We start from the raw sequence: 23,106 nt of genomic DNA on the forward strand, positions 1-23,106 counted from the left end.
CGACGTCTAGTCCGGGTCCCGCTCGATGTGCTCGGCGATCCCCCGGCTCAGCTCCTCCAGCTCGGCGACGGTCTCCACGTCCGAGGTGATGGTGAGGACCACGGTGCCGTCCGGGAGCGCCACGGTGACGGTCACGCGCTTCCGCCGGTTCTTGATGAAGTTGAAGAGGCTACGGGTCAGCGCGGCGCCGACGCCCCTGCCGGCGGCTTCGAGGAGGAACAACAGAATGTCCTCGCCGCCCATGCTGTCGTCCGGGCGCTCCAGCCGGCGCGCCGGCAGCGCGGCGTCCTCGGCGAGCCAGAGCCGCAACAGCTCGGCGTCGTTCTCACGCGGCTCGGCATCCCGGACGCCGATCCGTAACTCGGTGATCGGCATGTTGTGCGGTCCGTCGGCGGCCTCCGACACGAGCGTCATCTCCCCCTGGCGCGACCCGCGCCACTCCGCGCGCCCCCGGCTCCGGCGCGCCACGGCTCCGTCCCGGACGCATGCTGCTCTGTTCACGGCCGCATACAGCGGATACAGACGGACACAGAGGGTCAACGTAACACCGGGGGTCAGCCGCCGGAAGGTGAATGCCGCACGGCGAGCAGCGCCAGATCGTCCTTGAGCCCCCGGCCGCTGTGCGCGACCACATCCCGCACCACCAGGTCCAACAGCTCCTGGGGCGCGACCACCCGCCGGCCGGCCAGCCGGGCGGCCGGATCGTAGAAGACGCCGTCGGCGTCCCTGGCCTCGCTCAACCCGTCCGTGTAGAGCAACAGATGGGCGCCGACCGGAAACGTGGCGGTGGTGGGCTGGTCACGGTGCGCGTACAGCTCGCGCAGACCCAGCGGAAGCGCGGCGTCACCGTACACGTAGTGCGCCTCGCCGTCGGGGTGCAGCAGCACCGGCGGCGGATGGCCCCGGTTGATCATGCGCAGCCGCGTCGGAGAATCGTCCGACTGTTCGACCAGCACGGCCGTGGTGAAGCCCTCCATCTCGTCCGACGTGGGACTGTCGCCCCGCTCGCGCAGCAGCGTGGCCTCCATCCGGGCGGCCACCTCGCCCAGTTCGGGCTCCTCCTCGGCGGCCTCCCGGAACGCGCCGAGCAGCACGGCGACCACCTCGGTGGCGCCGAGCCCCTTGCCGCGCACGTCCCCCACCAGCATCCGCACGCCATACGGGGTGTCCCGCACGGAGTAGAGGTCGCCGCCGATCAGCGCGTTCCGCTGCGCCGCCTGGTAGCAGGCCGCCACCCGCACCCGCCCCACCCGCTCCGGCGGATCGGGCACCACGGCGCGCTGCACCGTCTCGGCGATCCGCCGCGCGGACGCGACGCGCTCCTCGCGCCGACTCAGCATGCGGTTCAACAGCACGGCGAACACCGCCATGGACGCCACCGTGCCGACCTTTATCAGGGCCTCCAGGCCCGAGGGGTCGATCTGCATCATCTCGGCGACGACCAGACCGGTCGCCAGCGTGCCGTAGAGAGCGGTGAGCCAGATCGAGAGCACGGGCGCGGCGGCGAGGGGGGCGGCGACGAAGAACGGCGTCAACGTGACATGGGGCGGAGTCGTGAACCCGACCACCCAGCCGACCGCCAGCAGTACCCCCGGCAGCCAGGGATACAGCCGCCACCAGCCGCCACCCGGCTCACGCGTCCGCACCCCTCCACTCTGCGACCATTCCCCACCCCCCGCGACCCGACCCCAACCCCCGGCGACGCGCTGGCCGCGCCGGCAGGGCAGCCGCTCCGGGGCTGGGCATCAAACGCGGCCGCGCGGCGGAGGGTGGCGGGAGTGAAGACGGCGCGCTGGCCGCGCGGCCGAGGCGGTGCACTGACCCACGCCTGCCGGACGTAGGGCACCGGGCACCGGCCGCCCAGCGGATGGGGCCGGAGTAGAGGCACCGGCCACGCCAACCCGAGAGGGCGGGAAGCGGCGCGCTGACCGCGCCGGCGGGGCTGATGCGCTCAACACGACTGCCGGACGCCGGGGGGCCGGGCGCCGGCCGCGCCGGCAGGGAGCGGGGTAGGGCCACCGGCTGCGCCGGCCAGGCCAGGCCAGGCCAGGCCAGGCCGCGAGACGACAACCACGCCTACCGCACAGCGCGCTAGCCGCGCCGGCCACGCTGATGCCCCGGGCCGCACCACCAAGGCACAGCGCGGGTACCGACTGCGCTCACCGCACCGGCCAGGCAGCACCGCGAAGGCGCAAGGCGCCAGCCGCGCCGGCGGGGCGCGGCGCGGATGCCGGCCGCGCCGGCAGGGCAGCGCCGGCAAGGCCGGCCGGGCCGGCGCCCAGGCTGTGCCGGCAAGGCGCGGGGTGTTGGGTGGGGCAGCGGCCGCGTTGGGGGGCGGCGCGCTGGGTGGACGTGGCTGGGCCGATTGCCGCGTATCGGCCCGGCCACGTCCGGAGAGAGCCGGACGGGCACCCCAGAACCCACCGCCGGCTGCTTCCCGCACCGCCTCGTCGGACCCCCTGCGTTCCCACGCGACGGCAGCGCCACGCTGCCCCACCGCAGCCTTTCCTGCCGTCCCGGGCGCGGAAACCGGGCGCGTGAGGCACCCGGCCCGCGCGCGGCGCTACCAGCGGTGGTGAACCTGCGCCCGCACGCGCCGGTCGTAGAGGTCGCGCACCGCCGCCAGCGTCGACTCGGGGAGGGCGGGGAGCCCGGCCGCCGCCGCGTTGGCCCCGGCCTGCTCGGCGGACCTGGCGCCCGGGATCACCGAGGTCACGCCCGGCTGTTGGACCGCCCAGCGCAGCGCGGTCGCCGCCGAGGTGGCGCCCTCGGGCGCCAGTTCGGCGAACTCGACGGCGGCGGCGACGCCGGTCGCGAAGTCCACGCCGGAGAACGTCTCCCCCTGGTCGAACGCCTCGCCGTGCCGGTTGTAGGTGCGGTGGTCGCTCTCCGCGAAGACCGTGTCCACGGTGTAGCGGCCGGAGAGCAGGCCCGAGGCCAGCGGAACCCGGACGATCACCCCGACCCCGGCCGCCGCGGCCGCCGGCAGCACCCGCTCCAGCGGCTTGAGCCGGAACGGGTTGAGGATGATCTGCAGGCTCGCCGTGCCGGGCCTGGCGATCGCCGCCAGCGCCTCGTCGCAGCTCTCCACGCTGACCCCGTACCCGGCGACGCGTTCCTCGGCCACCAGGGTGTCCAGCGCGTCGAACACCTCGTCCGAGTCGATCACGGCGGCCGGCGGGCAGTGCAGCTGCACCAGGTCGAGCCGGTCCACGCCCAGGTTGGTCCGCGAACGGTCCGTCCAGGCACGGAAGTTGGCCAGGGTGTAGTGCTCGGGCAGCTGCTCGACCCGGCGGCCCATCTTGGTCGCCACCAGCACGTCGAGCTCCGGCCGGGCGCGCAGGTAGTCGCCGATCAGCCGCTCGCTGCGGCCGTCGCCGTAGACGTCGGCGGTGTCGAAGAAGTCGACGCCGGACTCCACCGAGGCGTCCAGCACCTCCCGCGCGGCGTCCTCGCTCACCTCGCCCCAGTCGCCGCCGAGTTGCCATGTTCCGAGCCCCACGACAGAGACCTGTCGTCCCAACCTGTCAAACGCGCGTCGCTCCATGCCGTCATCCTCTCAGGCGGCCGTCGGGCCCGAACAGCGGAGACGCCGTGCCGGAACTGTTCCGGCACGGCGTCTCCTTCGGGTAGGCCGTGTGGGACTCGAACCCACAACCAATGGATTAAAAGTCCACTGCTCTGCCAATTGAGCTAACGGCCCGCACTGAGCAGCATAGCCCGGCCCACCCACCCGTCTCGAAGGCGATATCGGGCGGCGCCTCGACAGCCGGGCGACCGAACGGGCGCCGGGGCGTGCGCGCCCCGGCTGGCGCACGCCCCGGCGCGGGCGCCGCCGCTCAGCGACAGCCCGCGTCGTCGGCCGTCCGAAGCGACGGGTAGAGCGGCCGGAAGCCCAGCTCCTCGCGGATGCGCCGGTTGGAGACGATCCCGTCCCAGGCGTCGGCCAACGGCCGCTCCGCCATGCCGTCCGGGACCGGCGTGCCGGTCAGCTCCAGCACCTCGACGGCGCTGACCGGCGCGTCGTCGGCGACGTTGTAGATGCCGCCGCCGATCCCGGGCGCGCGCAGCAACAGCCGCAGCGCCTGCGCCACATCGGCGTGGTGCACCAGCTGCAGCCGCTGGTGGGCCGCCCAGTCGACGACCCAGCGCAGCGACTGTTCGAGATGCGGATCGCCGTCCCCGTAGACAAAGGAGAGCCGCGCGATCCGCACGTCGAGACCGCGTTCCCGGTGCAGCCGCACCAGGCCGCGTTCCGCCTCGATCTTGGAGTCGGGATAGGCGCCCCGCAGGATGCCGTCGGCCCTGGTCTCGTCCGTCTCGACGGCCGGCCGGCCGCGCCCCGCGCCATAGACGAGATTGGTGCTGACGAAGACGAACCGGCGCGCGCCCTCGGCCAGGGCGGCCTCGGCCAGCGCCAGGGTGGCGTCCCGGTTGACCGCGCGCGCCTCCTCGTCCGGCACCCCACGGAACGCGGCGGCGATATGGACGACCGCGTCCATCCCGGCGAGCGCGCCGGGCAGCGTGGCACTGTCGCGCAGATCCCCGACATGGGTCTCCGCGCCGAGCGCGGCGAACGCCTCGGCACGCTCCGCGTCCCGCACCAGCACCCGCACCCGGTCCTGTCCCGACCACCGCAGCAGCCTCGGCAGAAACCGCCGGCCCACCTGGCCGGTCGCTCCGGTCACCAACACATGCATGTTCTCTCCAGCCCTGACGGAACGTTCGGGATTCGTCCGGCCAAGACTGCGCCCGGCCCACGCCGGGCGGGAGAGACCGACTTTTCCAGGGAGCGGCACTCCCTGGATAACCGCTCCCCGGAGCGGCAGGGTGGTGGGGTGGACCGAAGAGAGCTGGCCGACTTCCTGCGCCGCCGCCGGGCCAGGATCGCGCCGAACGACGTGGGGCTGCCGGGCGGCACCCGCCGCCGCACCCCAGGGCTGCGCCGGGAGGAGGTGGCGCTGCTCGCCGGCATGTCGGCGGACTCCTACACCCGGCTGGAACAGGCCCGTGGCTCACGCCCGTCCCGGCAGCTGCTCACCGCCCTGGTCGGCGCGCTGCGCCTGTCGGACGACGAGCGCGACCATCTGTTCCATCTCACCGGCAAGGAGCCGCCGCAGCGCCGGGCGCCGACGGAACGGGTGCGGCCGACGCTGCTGCTGGTGCTCGACCGGCTGACCGATCTGCCGGCGCAGGTGCTCAGCGACCGGGGCGACGTTCTCGCGCAGAACGCCCTGTCCAGGGCGCTGACCGGCGATACGGCCGGCGCTCCCGGCTGGGAGCGCAACCTCGTATGGCGCTGGTTCACCGATCCGGGCGCCCGCGCGCTGTTCCCCGCCGAGGACCACGACCGGCACGCCAGGGCCAGCGTCGCCGATCTGCGCGCCACCCTCGCCCAACGCCCCGACGACGCCCGGCTGGTCGAGCTGGTGCGCCGGCTGCGGGCGGGCAGCGCGGAGTTCCGGGCGCTGTGGGAGGCGCACGAGGTCGCCGTCCGCCGCGCCAGCGTCAAGCGGCTGCGGCATCCGGTCGTCGGCCTGTTGGAGCTGGACTGCGAGGTGCTGTTGAGCCCGGAGCACGACCAACGGCTGATCGTCTACACCGCCCACCCCGGCGGCCCGACCGCCGCACGACTCGGCCGACTGACGCCACCCACCTGACGGCACCCACCTGACGGCAAGCCTTCGGCCCCGGCTCGCGGGACGCGAACCGGGGCCGAAGGACCTGCTAGGCCCTGTCCGGCCGATCTTGTCGGGCCCGCGACTCCAGCTACGGCACCTCGCTGCGTTACCGAATCGCGCGAGTACGGCCAAGTACGAGCTGCGATCCGGCGCCTTGAGATGCACCGCATCTGACGCCGCGGGCTGATCCGAAAAGATCGACAGGACAGGACCTAGGACGCCGACGCGGTCAGCGTCGACGGTCAGTCGTTGCGCTTCCAGCGCGGCTTCTCGGTGCGCCGGTCGAAGGAGGACGAGGACGCCGGACGCTCGGAGCGGAAGCCACCGCCGCGCTCGCCGCCGGCGCTGCCGCCACGCGGACGGTCGTCACGGCGGAAACCGCCGCCACCGCTCCGGTGGCCCTCGCGACGGAAGCCGTCCCGGTCGTCCCGGCGGAAGCCGCCGCCATCCTCACGACGTCCGTACGGCCGCCGGTCGTCCCGGAAGCCGCCCCGCTCCCCACCGCGCTCGCCGCCGCCACGCGGACGGTCGTCGCGACGGAAACCGCCACCGCCACCGCGGTGGCCCTCGCGACGGAAGCCGCCGCGCTCGCCACCCCGCTCGTTGCGGGCACCCTCGGCACGGGCGGCCTTCTCGGCGCGCCGCGCCTCCCGGATCGCCTCCCGCTCGGCCTCGCGCTCCGCCCGCTCCAGGGCCTCGGCCCTGGCCTCGGTGGCCTTGGTGACGGCCTCGGCCGGATCGTCGCCACGCTCCCTGGCGGCCCGCGACGTCAGCCGCTCGGCCTCCTCGACCAGCTCGGTCGCCCGCTCCTTGGCCCGGGTCAACTCCCGGGTGAGCCGCGCGACTTCACGCTCGGCGTGGGTGGCGGCGCCCATGGCCGACTCGGCCTGGACCTCGGTCAGCGAACGGGCGCCGATGATGTCGGCGACATCGGGCGCGAAGAGGTCGCCCCGGCCGATGGTGTGCCGCGCGGCGTCGACGCCCGCGTCCTCCATCAGCCGGAAGATGGTGCGCCGCTGGTGCGGCAGCGCCAACGACACCACGGTGCCGGACCGGCCGGCCCGCGCGGTGCGGCCCGAACGGTGCAGATAGTCCTTGTGATCGGCGGCCGGGTCCACGTTGAGGACGACGTCGATACCGTCCACATGGATGCCACGGGCGGCCACGTCGGTGGCCACCAGCACGCTGGCCCGGCCGTCCTTGAAGTCGGCCAGGGTGCGTGTCCTGGCGCCTTGCGTCATCCCGCCGTGCAGCGCGTCGGCGCGCACGCCGGCCTCGCGCAGCTGGCCGGCCACCCGGTCGGCGCCGAGCTGGGTGCGGACGAAGACGATGGTGCGTCCCTCGCCGCCGGCGATGGCGGCGGTCAGCGGCGCCTTGTCGCGCGGCTTCACGACCAGCACATGGTGGCTCATGGTGGTCACCGCGCCCTGGGCCGCGTCCACCTCGTGGTTGACCGGGTCCACCAGATAGCGCTTGACCAGGGTGTCGATCTCGTTCTCCAGCGTGGCCGAGAACAGCATCCGCTGGCCGCCCGGGGGCACCAGGTCGAGCAGCTCGGTGACCTCGGGCAGAAAGCCCAGGTCCGCCATCTGGTCGGCCTCGTCCAGGACGGCGACCTGCACATCGTCCAGCGAGCAGGCCCGCCGGCCGATCACGTCGCGCAGCCGGCCGGGGGTGGCGACCAGAATGTCGACGCCGCGCTCCAGGGCGTAGATCTGGTTGCCCATCGAGGTGCCGCCGCAGACCACCTTGAGCTTGAGGCCCAGCACCTGGCCGTAGGGCTCCAGCGCGTCGCTGACCTGCATGGCCAGCTCACGGGTCGGCGTCAGGATCACGGCGCGCGGACGCTTGGGCTGGGTACGCCCGCCGGCCAGCCGGGCCAGCAGCGGGAGGCCGAAGCTGAGCGTCTTGCCGGAGCCGGTGCGGCCCCTGCCGAGAATGTCGTGACCGTTCAGCGCGTCAGGAATGGTCGCGGCCTGGATGGGGAAGGGAGTGGTGACGCCGTTCTCCGCGAGCTTGCGGACGATGTCCTGGGGCAGCCCCAGATCGGCGAAGGTCATGGTGGGCTCGTCCAGAGGCAGAACAGCCTCGGGCGTGGTGACAGACATACGGGGTGAGAACCTTCCGGAGTTTCTGAATCGTCGGCACGCGCCTTAGCTCCGTAAGTGCTCTTGACCGCCTGTATGCGATCAGCCACGGCTAGACGAGGAACGCGCCACACGGCGCGCTTCTGTGGTGGGCGCCGGGCAAGTGGGATCAAACGATCTACAAGCATACGCAGGCCGCCGCCTCACGCGCAAACGCGGTCCGTATTGGCCCCGCCCGTAAGGGAGTTGACGATCGCCCGACCCCATCGACGGCGGCCGGCGGCCGGCGGCCGGCTCAGCCGTAGCCGAGCGCGTGCAGCCGCTCGTCGTCGATGCCGAAGTGGTGGGCGATCTCATGCACCACGGTGACCTCGACCTCGGCCACCACCAGCTCGTGGTCCCCGCCCTCTCGCGCACACATCCGAAGGGTGGGCCCCATATAGACGGAGATCCGGTCCGGCAGCACGCCGGCGTACCACTCGCCGCGCTCGGTCAGCGGGGTGCCCTCGTAGAGGCCCAGCAGCTCGGGGTCCTCGGGCGGCGGCTCGTCCTCGACAAAGACGGCCACGTTGTCCATCAGCCGGGTCAGCTCCGGCGGAATCCGGTCCAGCGCCTCGCTGACCAGCCCCTCGAACTCCTCGCGCGTCATCTCCAGCACCCGTCCATTGTCCAGCACCCCGCCGACCGGGGGAACGGATGGCACCGCACCGATCACGACCGCGCGCCGCGCCCCCTCCCGCGTCGGGAGGGCCGGAAGCGGCACAGGTGTTTTGCCGATCACGCCCGGCATCGCCTATGCTGCTCGGGCCCACGGCGCTGTTCGTTGGGCCGTCGAAGGCCCCCGTCGTCTAGTGGCCCAGGACGCCGCCCTTTCAAGGCGGTAGCGCGGGTTCGAATCCCGTCGGGGGTACCTCTCACCAGCCGTCGCTCCACGCGAGCGCGGCACGCGTCGTCGATCACCATCCGACGCCTCCGACTCACCCCCCAACTCCCGTGCTGAGCTGGGCTTTTCCCCCTCCTCCCCGGGCCCGTCGGCTATCGGTCGGGGGCAGCCCCGCACCGTGATACGCTGATCCAGCGATGCCAGCCGGTGGCACACGGTGAGGGTTCCGAGGAACATTTCTCCCCGTTTTCCCCGCTGGTGGCAGCCGGGTCCTGTGGAGCAGTTTGGAGTGCTCGCCACCCTGTCAAGGTGGAGGCCGCGGGTTCAAATCCCGTCAGGACCGCTCGGCTGGGTAGCTCAGTTGGTACGAGCGTCCGCCTGAAAAGCGGAAGGTCGCCGGTTCGATCCCGGCCCCAGCCACATCGCATCTGCGTTCCCCGACAAGCCCCGCCGATCACTCGGCGGGGCTTTTTGCTGCCGCCACGACATCACCGGGCGCCCTGCGCACCGATCCGGACCACCGCCAGGGTCTACCGCGCCCCGATCCCGTCCACAGCCTGTTGATAACTTCCGGCCCGCTCGGCGGCCCCGCCACCGCCCGCCACTCCCACCCACAAAAGGCACCTTAATGAGCAAAACGGATAGAACGCGCCTGCTCTGATAACAGCTCGCCGGTCACCGCGCGAAGGTGAGATTCTGGATTCCGTATGTCTACCGACCCCTCCCCCGTCTCCGTCCCGGCCCTCGCCGAGCGACTGACCGCGCTCACGCTGAGCGACCAACGACGCATCGGCCGCCGTCTTGACGGTGCCCGGCGCATCCGGAAGCCGAGCGCCCAGCAGGCGGTGCTCGCCGAGATCGGCCAGGCGATCGAGGCCGCCGAGCTGCGCGTCGAGCAGCGCCTGGCCGCCGTTCCCACCATCAGCTATCCCGAGCAGCTGCCGGTCAGCCAGAAGAAGGACGACATCCTGGCGGCCATCCGCGACCACCAGGTGGTGATCGTCGCCGGCGAGACCGGCTCGGGGAAGACGACCCAGATCCCCAAGATCTGCCTGGAGCTCGGGCGCGGCGTGCGGGGGCTGATCGGCCACACCCAGCCGCGCCGGATCGCCGCCCGCACCGTCGCCCAGCGGGTGGCCGACGAGCTGGGCACCTCGATCGGCGAAACGGTCGGTTTCAAGATCAGGTTCACCGACCAGGGCAGCGAGCGCACCCTGGTCAAGCTGATGACCGACGGCATCCTGCTCGCCGAGATCCAACAGGACCGCGAGCTGCGGCAGTACGACACGATCATCATCGACGAGGCACACGAGCGCAGCCTCAACATCGACTTCCTGCTCGGCTATCTCGCGCAGCTGCTGCCGCGCCGCCCGGACCTCAAGGTGATCATCACCTCGGCGACCATCGATCCCGAGCGTTTCGCCCGACACTTCAGCGACGGCGATGGCCGCCCGGCGCCGATCGTCTCCGTCTCGGGGCGCACCTATCCGGTGGAGGTGCGCTACCGCCCGCTGGTCGAGGACGCGGACGAGGGGGACGAGGAGGATCCCGCCGAACGGGACCAGATCGCCGCCATCGGCGACGCGGTGGACGAGCTGATGGCTGAGGGCCCGGGCGACATCCTGGTGTTCCTCTCCGGGGAGCGCGAGATCCGGGACACCGCCGACGCCCTGGAGAAACGGCGGCTGCCGCATACCGAGGTGCTGCCGCTCTATGCCCGCCTCTCGCACGGCGAGCAGCAGCGGGTGTTCCAGCGCCATCCCGGGCGGCGGATCGTGCTGGCCACCAATGTCGCCGAGACCTCGCTGACGGTGCCCGGCATCCGCTATGTGATCGACCCCGGCACCGCGCGGATCTCCCGTTACAGCCATCGCACCAAGGTGCAGCGGCTGCCGATCGAGCCGGTGTCGCAGGCCAGCGCCAACCAGCGCAAGGGCCGCTGCGGGCGGACCAGCGACGGCATCTGCATCCGGCTGTACTCCGAGGACGACTTCCTGGCCCGGCCAGAGTTCACCGATGCCGAGATTCTGCGCACCAATCTGGCCTCGGTGATCCTCCAGATGAACGCGGCGGGGCTCGGCGAGGTCGAGCGCTTCCCCTTTATCGACCCCCCGGACCATCGCAGCATCAAGGCCGGCGTGCAACTCCTGGAGGAGCTGGGCGCGTTGGCCGGGGACCGGCTGACCGAGACGGGCCGCAAGCTCTCCCGGCTGCCCGTTGACCCACGGCTGGCCCGGATGGTGCTGGAGGCGGAGCGCAACGGCTGTGTGCGGGAGGTGATGGTGATCGTCGCCGCGCTCTCCATCCAGGACCCGCGCGAACGGCCGGCCGACAAACAGCAGCAGGCGGACACCCACCACGCCAGGTTCCGCGAGGGCCCGGGCGAGGAGTCGGACTTCCTGGCCCTGTTGGCCCTCTGGGACTATGTGCGTGAGCGGCAACGCGCGCTCTCCTCCTCCGCGTTCCGCCGGATGTGCCGCAACGAGTTCCTCAACTACCTGCGGATACGCGAATGGCAGGACATCTTCAGCCAGCTGCGCTCCGTCGGCCGGACGATGGGCGTCGAGCCGGCCGGGGAGGACACGCCGGCCGCCGCGCCGCAGGTGGTGCACCAGTCGCTGCTCGCCGGGCTGCTCTCCCAGCTGGGGCTGAAGGACACCGAGAAGCACGAGTACCTGGGCGCGCGCGGCGCCAAGTTCGCGGTGTTCCCCGGTTCGGCGCTCTTCAGGAAGCCGCCGCGCTGGGTGATGTCGGCGGAGCTGGTGGAGACGTCCAGGCTCTGGGCGCGGATCAACGCGAGGATCGAGCCGGAGTGGATCGAACCGCTCGCCGGCCATCTGGTGAAACGCACCCACAGCGAGCCGCACTGGGAGCAGAAGCAGGCGGCGGTGCTGGCCTATGAGCGGGTGACGCTCTACGGGGTGCCGATCGTGGCCCGCCGCAAGGTCAACTACGGCCGTATCGACCCGGAGATGTCCAGGGACCTCTTCATCCGGCATGCGCTGGTCGAGGGCGACTGGCGCACCAAGCACCAGTTCTTCCACGACAACCGCGCCCTGCTGGACGAGGTGGAGGAGCTGGAACACCGGGCCCGCCGCCGGGACATCCTGGTGGACGACGACACGCTCTACGACTTCTACGATCAGCGGATCCCCGACGACGTGGTTTCCGGAGCGCACTTCGACTCCTGGTGGAAGAAGAAGCGCCACGAGGATGCCGATCTGCTCAACTTCGAGAAGTCCATGCTCATCAACGAGCGGGCCGGGGATGTCACCCAGAGTGACTATCCGGATGTCTGGCAGCAGGGACGGCTCTCGCTCCGGGTGACGTACCAGTTCGAGCCAGGCTCCGACGCGGACGGCGTCACCGTCCATCTGCCCCTTCAGGTGTTGAACCAGATCACCCCGGCCGGCTTCGACTGGCAGATCCCGGGGCTGCGCGAGCAGTTGGTGACGGAGCTGATCAGATCGCTGCCCAAGCCGCTGCGCCGGAACTGCGTGCCGGCGCCCGACTTCGCGCGGCGTTTTCTCGCGCACACGCCGGAGCCGACCGAGGCGCCGCTGCGGGTGGCGCTGGCCGCCGGGCTGACCCGGCTGACCGGTGTCCGGATCGGTCCGGAGGACTTCGATCCTGATCGGGTCCCGGCCCATCTGCGGATCACCTTCCGGGTGGTGGACGAGCGGCACCGCAAGGTGACGGGCGGCCCGCCCCCGGAGGACAAGGATCTGGAGGCGCTCAAGCTGCGCTTCAAGCCACGCGCGCAGGCCGCCCTGGACCGCGCCTTCGACCGGTCCCCCAAGGGCGCCAGGGGCGCCCGGGGGGGCGCGCGGGCCACCGAGAGCGCCGGCGCGGTGCCCGAGCAGCGCACCGGGCTCACCCGGTGGACGATCGGCACCCTGCCGCGCGTGCTGGAGACCAGACGCGGCGGTCAACCGGTGAAGGCGTACCCGGCGTTGGTGGACGAGGGCAGCTCGGTCGCGGTGCGGCTCTTCGACAACGAGCCGGCACAGACCGAGGCGATGGTCAGGGGCACCCGGCGGCTGCTGGTGCTCAACCTCCCCTCCGATCCGGGGAAGTTCGCCCAGCGGCAGCTGGACAACGCGGCGAAGCTGGCCCTGTCGAGCAATCCGCACGGCGGTGTGCCGGCCCTCTTCGACGATCTGGTGACGGCCGCCGCCGACCAGCTGATCGCGGCCCATGGCGGCCCGGCCTGGGACGAACAGGGCTTCACCCGCCTCTTCGACGCGGTGCGCGCCGACATCGTGGATCTCACGCTGCGGCTCACCCGACAGGTCAGGGAGGTGCTTGCCGCCTGGCAGGTCTGCGAACGGCGGCTGGCCTCGCTGCGCGGCGCCACCCTGGGGCCGTCCGTGGCCGACGTCAGGGAGCAGCTGGACGGGCTGATCCGCCCGGGCTTCGTCACGGCGCACGGGGCGCGTCGGCTGCCCGATCTGCTGCGCTATCTCCAGGCGGTTGACCGCAGGTTGCAGCAGCTGCCGCACCAGGCGGAGCGCGACCGGGCCAGGTTGGCCAAGGTCAGCGAGATGCGGGACGAACACGCCTGGCTGCTGGAGCAGTTCCCGCCCGGGCAGCCGGTGCCCGAACGGGCCCGGGAGATCCGTTGGATGATCGAGGAGCTGCGGGTGAGCTACTTCGCGCACGCCCTGGGCACCGCGTATCCGATCTCGGACAAAAGGATCATCAAGGCGGTGGACGCGCTGGCGCCGGCGCACCCTTCCTGACCAGCGCGGGCACGGGTCGGAAGTCGATTGGCCGAGGGGCGGTCGGCTGGGGTAGAGTCTCCGACGCAGCAAGGTCCTGTGGAGCAGTTTGGAGTGCTCGCCACCCTGTCAAGGTGGAGGCCGCGGGTTCAAATCCCGTCAGGACCGCCTCAGTTCAGATTAGTTCAACTCTTGACCATAAGCCCGGACCCCACAGGGGTCCGGGCTTTCGCTGTGGGTAGGGGTTGCGGAGGGCGGGTGACGAGTGAGGAGAGGGCGCAATACCGTGCGAACGGCATGGCGATCAAGCGAGGAACCGTGTGACGGGAGTCACCTAACTTGATTGCGCGCTGGACTCGTTCGACCCCGTAGAGACACCCGCCAATTTAATATGTGCAATTGCACCGGGTCCCGGAGGGATCTCACGGACCCTCAGAAACCGCTTACAGAACGCAAAAAGATCGCGCCGGACCCGGCGGAGTCCGGCGCGATCGAAGCCAAGCGGTCCGGAGTGGGGGCCCCGGGGCCTGGGATGTGCTGTGTTTCTCAGGCCTCGCCACGCTGCTGCGGGATGCCCGCCAGGAGGGCGCGCACCTCCGCTTCGCGATAGCGGCGGTGCCCACCGAGCGTGCGGATAGACGTGAGCTTGCCCGCCTTTGCCCAGCGTGTGACCGTTTTCGGATCAACGCGGAACATCGTGGCAACCTCAGCCGGGGTCAGCAGCGGCTCGGCATCAGGGGTGCGAGCGGTCATGAGCGGCCTCCTCGGGAGAACCGAACCATCACGGTTCTTTCCTCTAAATTCTGCACCTTGACCCACGTTGCCCGAAATGACAGACGCGAGTCGAGTCGGTTATAGGACGAACGGCTTGTCCTCGGCACTACAACTACACCATCCGTCCAGCCGGGTCGGCCAAACCGATGGAATTGCCCTCTCAGGTGTTCAACCTCGGCGGAAGCCGATGGACCATGCCATAGCGGACAGTCACCTGTCCGTAACAATCAGTCACATCGTGATGAGTCACCATGAGACCCACCAAGGAGCGCAATACCAATCCATCCGTCCCACGACGGACAGAAGGAGCCCCTCCGAACTCCTTGTCCTATTTTGACACGAGGGGAGTACTTGAAGGCAAGAGTCCGTACAGTGCCTTCCATCACGCTTGGGGCTTTAGTCCCCTCACGTCCCTCTGTCAGTTGGCGAACTGGCGTTCCCGGATGATCATCCAGCGGTCGGTCAGCTCCTCGTAGAGCCGGTTCGCGCGTTCCAGATCCCCCGCCGCCAGCGCGCCCAGCGCCTCGGCCACCTGCGCGGCCGAGCGGTCGGCCGCCAACTGCTCATCGGAGATCGTATAGATCAACCCGCCGTAGTCCAGTTCGACCAGGGAACGCGGGTGGAACTCCTCAAGCCACCGACCCACGTCCGTGAGCGCCGCCACCATCGGCCCCTCGGGCAGCGCCTCGCGGACCGCACGCAGCCCCCGGGCCACTCTCCGTCGCGCCTGGACCATCGGCGTCCGGTAGCGGAGCCTGGCGGCGCCCCCCACCGGCCGCTCCTGGCTCCCACGGAACTCCCGTTCGTCGTCGGCGAAGAGGGCGAACCAGCGGATCGGCACATGCCAGAGCGCCGAGCGGATCCAGGGGCGCGCGTCCGGGTTGCGCTCCCGCCACCCCGCGTAGTCGTCGGCGGCCCGCCGGCGCACCCCGGGCGGCAGCGCGGCGTCCAGCACCGAATCCGGCATCAGCCAGTGGCCCACATCGTCCAGCGCCTCCCAGGACCGCAGCCGGGTGCGCCAGGGGCAGACGCAGAGCACCCCGTCCAGCCAGGACACGAAAGCGTCCGCGCTCTCCCCCGCCGGGGCCACCCGGGGCGGCGAGGAGAGCAGCCCGGTCAGCGCGTGCCGCAACTCGTCCTGGACGCCCGGCAGCTCGGGACGTCGCGCGTACTCGGCCCAGTGCGCGCGCTCCGGCTCGGGAAAGGCCGCCAACGGCTCGTAGACCCTCAGATACGCCGCGTACGGAACCTTCGGCACGCCACCCTCCCGCTCTTCTCCACGGCCCTGGGCCGCCCCCTGCGCCCCGGTATCGGGCACACCCCTCGATCGTGTCACTCCGGCGCACCCGCGGCATCCCCGAAGGCGAAGCCGCCGTACCCTCGTCTCACCCACGCCCTCACCAAAGCCGAGGGCACCCCTCCCGACCTACAGGAGTCACCACCGTGACCGACGTACGTCCCGCTGTCGAAGGCGACAGCGGCGCCGAGGCCGACGTGCTCACCTCCCTCTTCCACTCCGATCAGGGCGGCCACGAGCAGGTCGTGCTCTGCCAGGACCGAGCCACCGGCCTGCGGGCCGTGATCGCCATCCACTCCACGGCGCTCGGCCCGGCCCTTGGCGGCACCAGGTTCTTCGCCTATCCGGAGGCGGCCGACCCCGAGCTGGCCGCGCTGGCCGACGCGCTCAGGCTGGCGCGCGGCATGACCTACAAGAACGCGCTGGCGGGTCTTGAGCACGGCGGCGGAAAGGCCGTGATCATCGGCGATCCCGAAAAGCTCAAGACCGATGAACTCCTGCTCGCCTACGGTCGCTTCGTGGCCTCCCTCGGCGGTCGCTATGTCACCGCCTGTGATGTGGGCACCTATGTCCAGGACATGGATGTGATCGCCCGCGCCAACCGCTGGACGACGGGGCGCTCCCCCGAGAACGGCGGCGCCGGCGACTCGTCCGTGCTCACCTCCTACGGCGTCTTCCAGGCGATGCTCGCCTCGGCCGAACACCGCTTCGGCTCCCCCGAGCTGGTCGGCCGCGCGGTCGGGGTCGCCGGCGTCGGCAAGGTGGGCCGGCTGCTGGTCGACCAGCTGGTCGAGGCGGGTGCCCGGGTGGTCGTCACCGACGTCAACGCGGACGCGGTCCGCCGGGTGCGGGCGGCGCATCCGTCGGTCGAGGCCGTCGAGACCACGGACGAGCTGCTGGCCGACCCGACGCTGGACATCTACGCCCCCTGCGCGCTGGGCGGGGTGCTCAACGACCGGACGGTTCCCCTGCTGCGGGCCGGCATCGTCTGTGGCGCGGCCAACAACCAGCTGGCCCACCCGGGCGTCGAGAAGGACCTCGCCGACCGGGGTGTCCTCTACGCGCCCGACTATGTGGTGAACTCCGGCGGGGTGATCCAGGTGGCCGACGAACTCAACGGTTTTGACTTCGCACGCGCAAAGGCAAAGGCCGCTGGCATCCGCTCGACCACGCGCGAGATCTTCCAACGCGCCGAAGCGGACGGTGTTCCTCCGGCCGTGGCCGCCGACCGGATCGCGGAGGCACGAATCGCGCAGGCCAGGGGCGCGGATCGCCCGTTTGCGTAAGACATGTCACCCCCCGCGGACGAGTCGTACTGGGAAAGAAGGTAAAATCGCCGTTGACCAGCAGAGAGGGTTCATCGGGCGTCAGACGTGGCGGCTCGGGTCCTGCGGACGGCGTACCGCGGGCTCTCCGGACCAGGTACGGTTGAAGACCGATGGACTGGGCGCTTCTGAAGGGCCCGCTCTCAATCATGAACGGATGTCAACACTCCGGGGCCGTCGTGCCCCGTCGTTGAGGGGGTCGAGCCAATGGGGCGCGGCCGGGCCAAGGCCAAGCAGACGAAGGTCGCCCGCCAGCTGAAGTACAACAGCGGCAGGACGGACCTTTCTCGTCTGGCCGAAGAGCTGGGTGCTTCACCGACGCCGGACCAGCAGCCGTCCAACGGCGAACGGTTCGAGAGCGACGATGAGCTGGACGACGACCTGTACGCACGGTACGCGGAGATCTACAACGCAGAGGACGAGGAGGACGACCAGGAGCCGTCCCCCGACTCCTCGAAACGCCGTGGCGTCTGACACGCATTCTCGCCACACGTCTTCGCATGGCGACACGACTGGCCCGGTCCGGGACTATCCCGGACCGGTCTCAGTGTTGTCCGCGTCCACCGTGTCCTCGGCGGTGGCCACATCCTTATCGGCGCCCGCTGCCGGCCACGGCCGGGGTCAGCGGGCGTAGTCACCACTGAGGGTCACCGACTCGTCGTCGGCGTGCACCGTGCCGATCTCGCCCGCGACCCATGCGGGCACCCCCCGGTCGGCCAGCACGGCCAGGGCCGGATCCACCGCCTCCGGCGGCAGCACGGCGACCATGCCCACGCCCATGTTCAACGTCCTCTCCAGCTCCGCCCTGGCGACCCGGCCGACCTCGCCGACCACCCCGAAGACCGGGGCCGGCGACCAGCTGGCGCGGTCGATCGTGGCGCCGAGCCCCTCGGGCAGCACCCGGGCCAGGTTGTTCGCCAGCCCGCCCCCGGTGACATGGGCGAAGGCATGGATCTCGGTGGCCTCGATCAGCGCCAGACAGTCCAGCGAGTAGATCCTGGTCGGCTCCAGCAGCTCCTCGCCGAGGGTGCGGCCGAACTCGGGCACCTCGCGCTCCAGGCCCCAACCGGCCCGGTTGAGCAGCACATGGCGGACCAGTGAGTACCCGTTGGAGTGCAGTCCGCTCGCGCCCATCGCCAGCACCACATCGCCGGTCCTGACCCGGTCGGCGCCCAGCAGGGCGTCCGCCTCCACCACGCCGGTGCCGGCGCCGGCCACGTCGTACTCCTCGGGGCCCAGCAGCCCAGGGTGCTCGGCGGTCTCGCCGCCGACCAGCGCGCAGCCGGCCAGCACACAGCCCTCGGCGATGCCCTTGACCAGCGCGGCCACTCGTTCGGGGTAGACCTTGCCGACGCAGATGTAGTCGGTCATGAAAAGCGGCTCGGCGCCGCAGACCACCAGATCGTCCACCACCATGGCGACCAGGTCCCGGCCGATGGTGTCGTGCACGTCCAGGCGCTGGGCGATGGCAACCTTGGTACCTACGCCGTCGGTCGCCGAGGCCAGCAGCGGACGCCGATAGCGGGTGAGCGCCGAGGCGTCGAACAGACCGGCGAAGCCGCCGAGCGCGCCCACGCTCTCCGGGCGCTGCGCCTTGGCGACCCACTCCTTCATCAGCTCGACGGCGGTCTCTCCGGCCTCGATATCGACGCCGGCCGCCGCGTAGCTGGCTCCGGGCACGTTAGTCGTCATCAGGTCTCTCTCGTGTGAACGCCCGGCCCGCGGCCGGGCGCGCGTTACGGACGGCGCAGCGCGTCGGCCGCGCCAGGACCGGTGAGCAGGGGCAGCGACGTGCCCTCCGACGCTCCGGCGGCGCGCGCGGCCGGCTGCTCCAGCACGTCCTTGCCCAGCAGCTCCGGGTCCGGCAGCTCCATCGGGTACTCGCCGTCGAAGCAGGCCCGGCACAGCTCAGGCTTGGCGATCGTGGTGGCCTCGACCATGCCGTCCAGGGAGATATAGGAGAGCGAGTCGGCCCCGAGCGAGGCGCCGATCTCCGCCACGGACAGGCCGTTGGCGATCAGCTCGGCCCGGGTGGCGAAGTCGATACCGAAGAAGCACGGCCACTTGATCGGCGGCGAGCTGATCCGGACGTGCACCTCGGCGGCGCCGGCCTCGCGCAGCATCCGCACCAGCGCCCGTTGGGTGTTGCCCCGGACGATGGAGTCGTCGACCACGACCAGCCGCTTGCCGCGAATGACCTCTTTGAGCGGGTTCAGCTTGAGTCGGATACCCAACTGTCTGATGGTCTGACTCGGCTGGATGAAGGTGCGCCCCACATAGGAGTTCTTCACCAGGCCCGAGCCGTACGGGATGCCGCTGGCCTCCGCGTAGCCGATGGCGGCCGGCGTTCCCGACTCCGGTGTCGATATCACCAGATCGGCGTCCACCGGGGCCTCGGCGGCCAGTCGGCGTCCCATCTCCACCCGGGAGAGATAGACGTTGCGGCCCGCGATATCGGTGTCGGGGCGGGCCAGGTAAACATACTCGAAGACACAGCCCCGAGGCTTCGCTTCCGCGAATCGGATGGAGCGGAGACCCTGCTCGTCCACGGCGATCATCTCGCCGGGCTCGATCTCCCTGACCACCGAGGCGCCCACGATGTCCAGCGCCGCGGTCTCCGAGGCCACCACCCAGCCGCGTTCGAGACGGCCCAGCACCAATGGCCGGAAACCTTCCCGGTCGCGGGCCGCGTAGAGGGTGTTCTCGTCCATGAAGACAAACGAGAAGGCGCCCTTGACCTGGGGCAGCACCCGGGGCGCGGCCTCCTCGACGGTCAGCGGCTCGCCGCGCTCGTCGCGCTGGCCGGCCAGCAGCACCGTCACCAGATCCGTGTCGTTGGTGGTCGCCACCCGCTGCCGCGAGCCCCGGCCGACCGGCAGTTCGGCGACCAGTTCGGCCAGCTCCGCCGTGTTGACCAGGTTTCCGTTGTGGCCGAGCGCGATCGAGCCATGTCCCGTCGCCCGGAAGGTCGGCTGGGCGTTCTCCCAGGTGGGAGCGCCCGTGGTCGAGTAGCGCGTATGACCGACCGCTATATGGCCGGTCAGCGAGCCGAGGGCGGTCTCGTCGAAGACCTGGGACACCAGCCCCATGTCCTTGAAGACCAGAATCTTGGCTCCGTCGCTGACCGCGATCCCCGCGGACTCCTGTCCACGGTGCTGTAGCGCATAGAGCCCAAAGAAGGTGAGCTTGGCGACCTCCTCGCCCGGGGCCCAGACGCCGAAGACGCCACAGGCGTCCCTCGGGCCTTTCTCGCCGGGGTCGAGGTCGTGGTTGAGTCGTCCGTCACCACGTGGCACATCTTGAGTTTAGGCCAGAAGTGGCCGACGAGGAGAACCCCTGGATTGTGAGACATGCCCCATGTGACGCCGGCTTCGGGCGCTTTGGGACGCTGGGCGGTCAGCCGAGCACGGGCAGTTCCGCCGCGATGGCCTCCGCCCGGCCGCCGCTGGCCCGCAGCCGCCCGCCGGCCATCGCCTCCGGCCAGCCGATCCGGCCGGCCGCCAGCCGCAGCCAGGTGATCGGATCGCTCTCCACCACATTGGGCGGCGTTCCCCTGGTGTGCCGGGGCCCCGCCACGCACTGCACCGCGACAAACGGGGGCACCCGCAGCTCGGTCGAGGCCCCCGGCGCCCTGACCGCCAGGGCGTCGGCCAGCATCCGCACCGTGATCGCCAGCGCCTGCCGGTCCAGCCGCACCGCGACGCCGGCCCTGACCAGATCGTCGCTGTGCACCACCAGCTCGACCACCCGGGTGACGCTGAAGTCCAGCGCCCGCATCGCGCCGAAGGGGTGCGGGATCAGCAGATCCTCCCTGACCCCCGTCTCCACCACCGCGTCCAGCTCCTCGGCGGCCAGATCGATGGCCACCCGGTGGTCGGGCTGCCGCTCGGCGGCCTCCCTCGCGTCCTTGTCCAGGGTCTCGGCCAGACCACCGACCGCGACCGCCCAGCCGTCCAGGCCCGTGGTCGGCCTGGTCGCCTCGGGCGCCGGCTGGGCCAACAGCCGGGGCAGCGAGTCCACCTGCCGCGCGATATGCGCCAGCAGCAGCCCGACGTCCCAGCCCGCGAGACCGACCGGACGGGTCAGGCTCGCGTCGGGCAGCTCATGGGCGGCCAGCCGTACGAACTCCACCTGGGCGAGCAGCGCGTCGCGGACCCGATCCGGGTGATAGGCGCGGGGCTTGCGTCGGATGGCAGACATGACACGGAGCTTACCGACGGCCCCCCGAGGGTGAAGGTGACAAGGTCATACCGGATCACCCCGCGCCGGACCGCCACGAAGGCGGCGCGCCTAGGATGCGCGACATGGCATACGCGGACCGGTATCTGGCCGAGGACGAGGAACTCCTCTACGAGACCCGGCAGCACTGGACCACCCTGGTCAGCGAGTTCCTGCTGCTGTGCGTGATCATCGCGGTGGCGGGCGGCCTGGTCTGGGCGCTGCCGACCGACGAGGACTGGGGCCGCACCGGCGTCTGGGTGGTGCTGGCCGTCGCCGGCGTCGCGGCGGTCTGGCTCTGGCTGGTGCCGCTGCTCCAGTGGCGCGCCACCCTCTACTTCCTCACCACCAAGCGCCTGCACAAGCGGTCGGGCTTTCTCTCCAAGTCCGGCCGCAGCATTCCGCTGGCGCGGGTGAACGACGTCGCGTTCTCCGCCTCGCTCTGGGAGCGGATCATGCGCTACGGGACGGTCCGCGTACAGTCGGCGTCCGAGCAGGGCATGATGACGCTCCGGCATGTGCCCAACCCCGAGGCCCTGAAGAACCAGGTGTACCAGGCGATCGACGGGCTCCGCGACGAGCCGCCGGCCCAACCGCCGTACGGAGCGTGACGACCGGTCGGCTTTCAGTACGTCTCGCCGAAGTAAACCGACAAAGACGGCCAATCGCCTGAATGTCCCTCCGGCTGGCGGGTACCCCGGCGGCATGGCTGGTATCGAACTGCGCAGCACGGCATTCAACGACCGGACACCGATCCCCGGCCGCCATGCCAAGGACGGCGAGAACATCTCCCCACCGCTGACCTGGTCGCGGCCCCCCACCGGCACGGAGGAGCTGGTCCTGCTCTGCGAGGACCCGGACGCACCGTCCGGCACCTTTGTGCACTGGCTGGTCACCGGCATCGACCCGGAGAGCGGCGGAGTCGCGGCCGGGGAGGTGCCCGACGGCGGCACCGCGCACCGCAACAGCTTCGGCGAACCGGGCTGGGACGGCCCCCAACCGCCCGTCGGCGACCGGGCCCACCGTTACCGCTTCCGGCTGTACGCGGTCCCCGAGCCGGTCCCGCTGCCGGACAGCGCCACCGCCGCCCAGGTGCACCGCACCATGAGCCAGCACGGGCTGGCCAGCGGCCTGCTGACCGGCCTCCACCAGCGGTGACCGCCGGCACCGGGAGCCCGCGCCGGGAACCCGAACCAGGAGCCCGCATCAGGAGAGGAAGTGAGGGCGAGATGGTCCGCAAGAAGGTAGAGGGCAACGAGGAACAGCGCCGCGCGGCGGCCCGCGCCGCCCGCGAACGGGGCGAGAGCCCCAGCGCACGCAATGTCACCACCGGGGGCTCCAAGCAGCGCACCCATGTGCCCGACAGGAACTCGTGGAGCCACGCGGAACGGACGGAACCCCTGGACCGGGGCAAGCAGCGGGTGGAGGCGGCCGAGATGGAGGTCCAACGAGCGGAGCCGCCGCCCGAACCGCCCCCCGGCCGCAACTTCACCGGGCGCGCCCACCCCGGCTACGACCAGGAGCACCAGGCCGTCTTCCAGGCCGTGGCCACGGCCGAACGCCGCCACGGCGGCAACGCGGTCCACGCCCACGAGATCGCCCGCACGGCCGGCCTCCCCCACGACCGCACCAAGGTCCTCCTGCACGATCTGGTGACCGACCAACGCATCGTCACCAAACTGGAGAACACCGACACCCCGGACATGGGCCCCCGCTACGAAACCCGCTGACCGCTGGCCGCTCGGGCCTTGGCCGCCCCCGGCCTGACGGCCGGGGGTTCGCCCACCCACCCACCCCTTGTGGGGTGGGCGGGCGGTCGGCGGAAAGCTCCGGCCGCCGGCCCGGAACAGCCACCCTTTCGGCGACAGACAAATGGCCCCGAGGGGCAGCCGACACACCACTCGCTTGCCGCGCGGGCCTTAGCCGCCCCCGGCCTGACCGCCGGGGGTTCGCCCACCCACCCGCCCCTTGTGGGGTGGGCGGGCGGTCGGCGGAAAGCTTCGGCCGCCGGCCCGGAACGGCCACCCTTTCGGGGACAGACGAGTGGCCCCAAGGGGCAGCCGCCGCTCACAAAGCCGGGCCCGGACCGGCCCGGCCCGGACCCGAAAGGCGAACACCCG

The 23,106-nt window shown here is 71.3% G+C and carries 18 protein-coding genes and 5 tRNA genes; 11 read left to right on the top strand and 12 right to left on the bottom strand.

Annotation, left to right across the window (positions count from 1 at the left end):
* Positions 1-6 precede the first annotated feature (6 nt).
* The 5 genes from AOM46_RS10410 to AOM46_RS10430 form a co-directional block, all read right to left on the bottom strand.
* The gene (locus AOM46_RS10410; RefSeq protein ID WP_062208870.1) at positions 7-414 is read right to left on the bottom strand and encodes a hypothetical protein; all 408 of its coding nucleotides are present in this window, start codon (positions 412-414) and stop codon (positions 7-9) included.
* Between the two features lie 140 nt (positions 415-554).
* On the bottom strand, positions 555-1,646 hold the full coding sequence (locus AOM46_RS10415; protein WP_062208873.1) for a PP2C family protein-serine/threonine phosphatase: 1,092 nt from the start codon (positions 1,644-1,646) through the stop codon (positions 555-557).
* A 917-nt stretch (positions 1,647-2,563) separates the two neighbouring features.
* The gene (locus tag AOM46_RS10420) at positions 2,564-3,547 is read right to left on the bottom strand and encodes an aldo/keto reductase (protein ID WP_062208875.1); all 984 of its coding nucleotides are present in this window, start codon (positions 3,545-3,547) and stop codon (positions 2,564-2,566) included.
* An 83-nt stretch (positions 3,548-3,630) separates the two neighbouring features.
* A tRNA-Lys gene (locus AOM46_RS10425) sits at positions 3,631-3,703 on the bottom strand.
* Between the two features lie 136 nt (positions 3,704-3,839).
* Positions 3,840-4,700, bottom strand: a complete 861-nt coding sequence (locus AOM46_RS10430) for an NAD(P)-dependent oxidoreductase (protein WP_062208878.1) — start codon at positions 4,698-4,700, stop codon at positions 3,840-3,842.
* A gap of 138 nt (positions 4,701-4,838) precedes the next feature.
* On the opposite strand from AOM46_RS10430, the gene AOM46_RS10435 reads away from it, so the two are divergent.
* The gene (locus AOM46_RS10435; RefSeq protein ID WP_062208880.1) at positions 4,839-5,660 is read left to right on the top strand and encodes a helix-turn-helix transcriptional regulator; all 822 of its coding nucleotides are present in this window, start codon (positions 4,839-4,841) and stop codon (positions 5,658-5,660) included.
* Between the two features lie 263 nt (positions 5,661-5,923).
* Here AOM46_RS10435 and AOM46_RS10440 read toward each other — a convergent pair whose 3' ends face one another.
* On the bottom strand, positions 5,924-7,789 hold the full coding sequence (locus tag AOM46_RS10440) for a DEAD/DEAH box helicase (RefSeq protein WP_062208883.1): 1,866 nt from the start codon (positions 7,787-7,789) through the stop codon (positions 5,924-5,926).
* Between the two features lie 274 nt (positions 7,790-8,063).
* Positions 8,064-8,426 carry a metallopeptidase family protein gene (locus AOM46_RS10445; protein ID WP_199823970.1) on the bottom strand — a complete coding sequence of 121 codons (363 nt, stop codon included), beginning with the start codon at positions 8,424-8,426 and terminating at the stop codon, positions 8,064-8,066.
* 179 nt (positions 8,427-8,605) lie between these two features.
* Here AOM46_RS10445 and AOM46_RS10450 point away from each other — a divergent pair.
* From AOM46_RS10450 to AOM46_RS10470, 5 genes are all read left to right on the top strand, one after another.
* A tRNA-Glu gene (locus AOM46_RS10450) sits at positions 8,606-8,678 on the top strand.
* 241 nt (positions 8,679-8,919) lie between these two features.
* A tRNA-Asp gene (locus AOM46_RS10455) sits at positions 8,920-8,994 on the top strand.
* A gap of 3 nt (positions 8,995-8,997) precedes the next feature.
* Positions 8,998-9,071: transfer RNA gene (locus AOM46_RS10460), tRNA-Phe, on the top strand.
* A gap of 287 nt (positions 9,072-9,358) precedes the next feature.
* Positions 9,359-13,393 (top strand): ATP-dependent RNA helicase HrpA, encoded by a 4,035-nt coding sequence (hrpA, locus tag AOM46_RS10465; protein ID WP_062208886.1) that lies wholly within the window; start codon positions 9,359-9,361, stop codon positions 13,391-13,393.
* Between the two features lie 72 nt (positions 13,394-13,465).
* Positions 13,466-13,540, top strand: a tRNA-Asp gene (locus tag AOM46_RS10470).
* Between the two features lie 378 nt (positions 13,541-13,918).
* Here the strand turns inward: AOM46_RS10470 and bldC are convergent.
* Complete coding sequence (gene bldC, locus AOM46_RS10475; protein WP_019431930.1) at positions 13,919-14,125, bottom strand: developmental transcriptional regulator BldC; 207 nt, start codon at positions 14,123-14,125, stop codon at positions 13,919-13,921.
* A gap of 439 nt (positions 14,126-14,564) precedes the next feature.
* Positions 14,565-15,404: a hypothetical protein gene (locus AOM46_RS10480; RefSeq protein WP_062208889.1), complete on the bottom strand. Its 840-nt coding sequence runs from the start codon at positions 15,402-15,404 to the stop codon at positions 14,565-14,567.
* A 185-nt stretch (positions 15,405-15,589) separates the two neighbouring features.
* Between AOM46_RS10480 and AOM46_RS10485 the strand changes: the two genes are divergently transcribed.
* On the top strand, positions 15,590-16,729 hold the full coding sequence (locus tag AOM46_RS10485; RefSeq protein WP_062208892.1) for a Glu/Leu/Phe/Val dehydrogenase dimerization domain-containing protein: 1,140 nt from the start codon (positions 15,590-15,592) through the stop codon (positions 16,727-16,729).
* A 246-nt stretch (positions 16,730-16,975) separates the two neighbouring features.
* Positions 16,976-17,242 carry a DUF3073 domain-containing protein gene (locus AOM46_RS10490; RefSeq protein WP_062208895.1) on the top strand — a complete coding sequence of 89 codons (267 nt, stop codon included), beginning with the start codon at positions 16,976-16,978 and terminating at the stop codon, positions 17,240-17,242.
* Between the two features lie 147 nt (positions 17,243-17,389).
* Here the strand turns inward: AOM46_RS10490 and purM are convergent, their stop codons facing one another.
* The 3 genes from purM to AOM46_RS10505 form a co-directional block, all read right to left on the bottom strand.
* Positions 17,390-18,460, bottom strand: coding sequence for a phosphoribosylformylglycinamidine cyclo-ligase (gene purM, locus AOM46_RS10495; RefSeq protein WP_062208898.1), 1,071 nt, complete (start codon positions 18,458-18,460; stop codon positions 17,390-17,392).
* A 44-nt stretch (positions 18,461-18,504) separates the two neighbouring features.
* The gene (purF, locus tag AOM46_RS10500; RefSeq protein ID WP_062208901.1) at positions 18,505-20,064 is read right to left on the bottom strand and encodes an amidophosphoribosyltransferase; all 1,560 of its coding nucleotides are present in this window, start codon (positions 20,062-20,064) and stop codon (positions 18,505-18,507) included.
* Positions 20,065-20,164: 100 nt separating this feature from the next.
* Positions 20,165-20,968 carry a sterol carrier family protein gene (locus tag AOM46_RS10505; protein ID WP_062208904.1) on the bottom strand — a complete coding sequence of 268 codons (804 nt, stop codon included), beginning with the start codon at positions 20,966-20,968 and terminating at the stop codon, positions 20,165-20,167.
* Positions 20,969-21,072: 104 nt separating this feature from the next.
* On the opposite strand from AOM46_RS10505, the gene AOM46_RS10510 reads away from it, so the two are divergent.
* From AOM46_RS10510 to AOM46_RS33115, 3 genes are all read left to right on the top strand, one after another.
* Positions 21,073-21,597, top strand: a complete 525-nt coding sequence (locus AOM46_RS10510; protein ID WP_062210648.1) for a PH domain-containing protein — start codon at positions 21,073-21,075, stop codon at positions 21,595-21,597.
* Between the two features lie 94 nt (positions 21,598-21,691).
* Positions 21,692-22,144 (top strand): YbhB/YbcL family Raf kinase inhibitor-like protein, encoded by a 453-nt coding sequence (locus tag AOM46_RS10515; RefSeq protein WP_062208908.1) that lies wholly within the window; start codon positions 21,692-21,694, stop codon positions 22,142-22,144.
* Between the two features lie 71 nt (positions 22,145-22,215).
* Positions 22,216-22,716 (top strand): hypothetical protein, encoded by a 501-nt coding sequence (locus AOM46_RS33115; RefSeq protein WP_062208910.1) that lies wholly within the window; start codon positions 22,216-22,218, stop codon positions 22,714-22,716.
* The last annotated feature ends 390 nt before the right edge of the window (positions 22,717-23,106 follow it).

The sequence above is a fragment of the Streptomyces sp. NBRC 109706 genome (genome assembly GCF_000974485.1).
Classification (GTDB): Bacteria; Actinomycetota; Actinomycetes; order Streptomycetales; family Streptomycetaceae; genus Streptomyces.

Excerpts from the sequence above, each read along its gene's own strand:
- AOM46_RS10410 (WP_062208870.1), bottom strand. The coding sequence starts at position 414 with ATGACGCTCGTGTCGGAGGCCGCCGACGGACCGCACAACATGCCGATC.
- AOM46_RS10420 (WP_062208875.1), bottom strand. The coding sequence starts at position 3,547 with ATGGAGCGACGCGCGTTTGACAGGTTGGGACGACAGGTCTCTGTCGTG.
- AOM46_RS10430 (WP_062208878.1), bottom strand. The coding sequence starts at position 4,700 with ATGCATGTGTTGGTGACCGGAGCGACCGGCCAGGTGGGCCGGCGGTTT.
- AOM46_RS10440 (WP_062208883.1), bottom strand. The coding sequence starts at position 7,789 with ATGTCTGTCACCACGCCCGAGGCTGTTCTGCCTCTGGACGAGCCCACC.
- hrpA (WP_062208886.1), top strand. The coding sequence starts at position 9,359 with ATGTCTACCGACCCCTCCCCCGTCTCCGTCCCGGCCCTCGCCGAGCGA.
- bldC (WP_019431930.1), bottom strand. The coding sequence starts at position 14,125 with ATGACCGCTCGCACCCCTGATGCCGAGCCGCTGCTGACCCCGGCTGAG.
- AOM46_RS10490 (WP_062208895.1), top strand. The coding sequence starts at position 16,976 with ATGGGGCGCGGCCGGGCCAAGGCCAAGCAGACGAAGGTCGCCCGCCAG.
- purM (WP_062208898.1), bottom strand. The coding sequence starts at position 18,460 with ATGACGACTAACGTGCCCGGAGCCAGCTACGCGGCGGCCGGCGTCGAT.
- AOM46_RS10505 (WP_062208904.1), bottom strand. The coding sequence starts at position 20,968 with ATGTCTGCCATCCGACGCAAGCCCCGCGCCTATCACCCGGATCGGGTC.
- AOM46_RS10510 (WP_062210648.1), top strand. The coding sequence starts at position 21,073 with ATGGCATACGCGGACCGGTATCTGGCCGAGGACGAGGAACTCCTCTAC.
- AOM46_RS10515 (WP_062208908.1), top strand. The coding sequence starts at position 21,692 with ATGGCTGGTATCGAACTGCGCAGCACGGCATTCAACGACCGGACACCG.
- AOM46_RS33115 (WP_062208910.1), top strand. The coding sequence starts at position 22,216 with ATGGTCCGCAAGAAGGTAGAGGGCAACGAGGAACAGCGCCGCGCGGCG.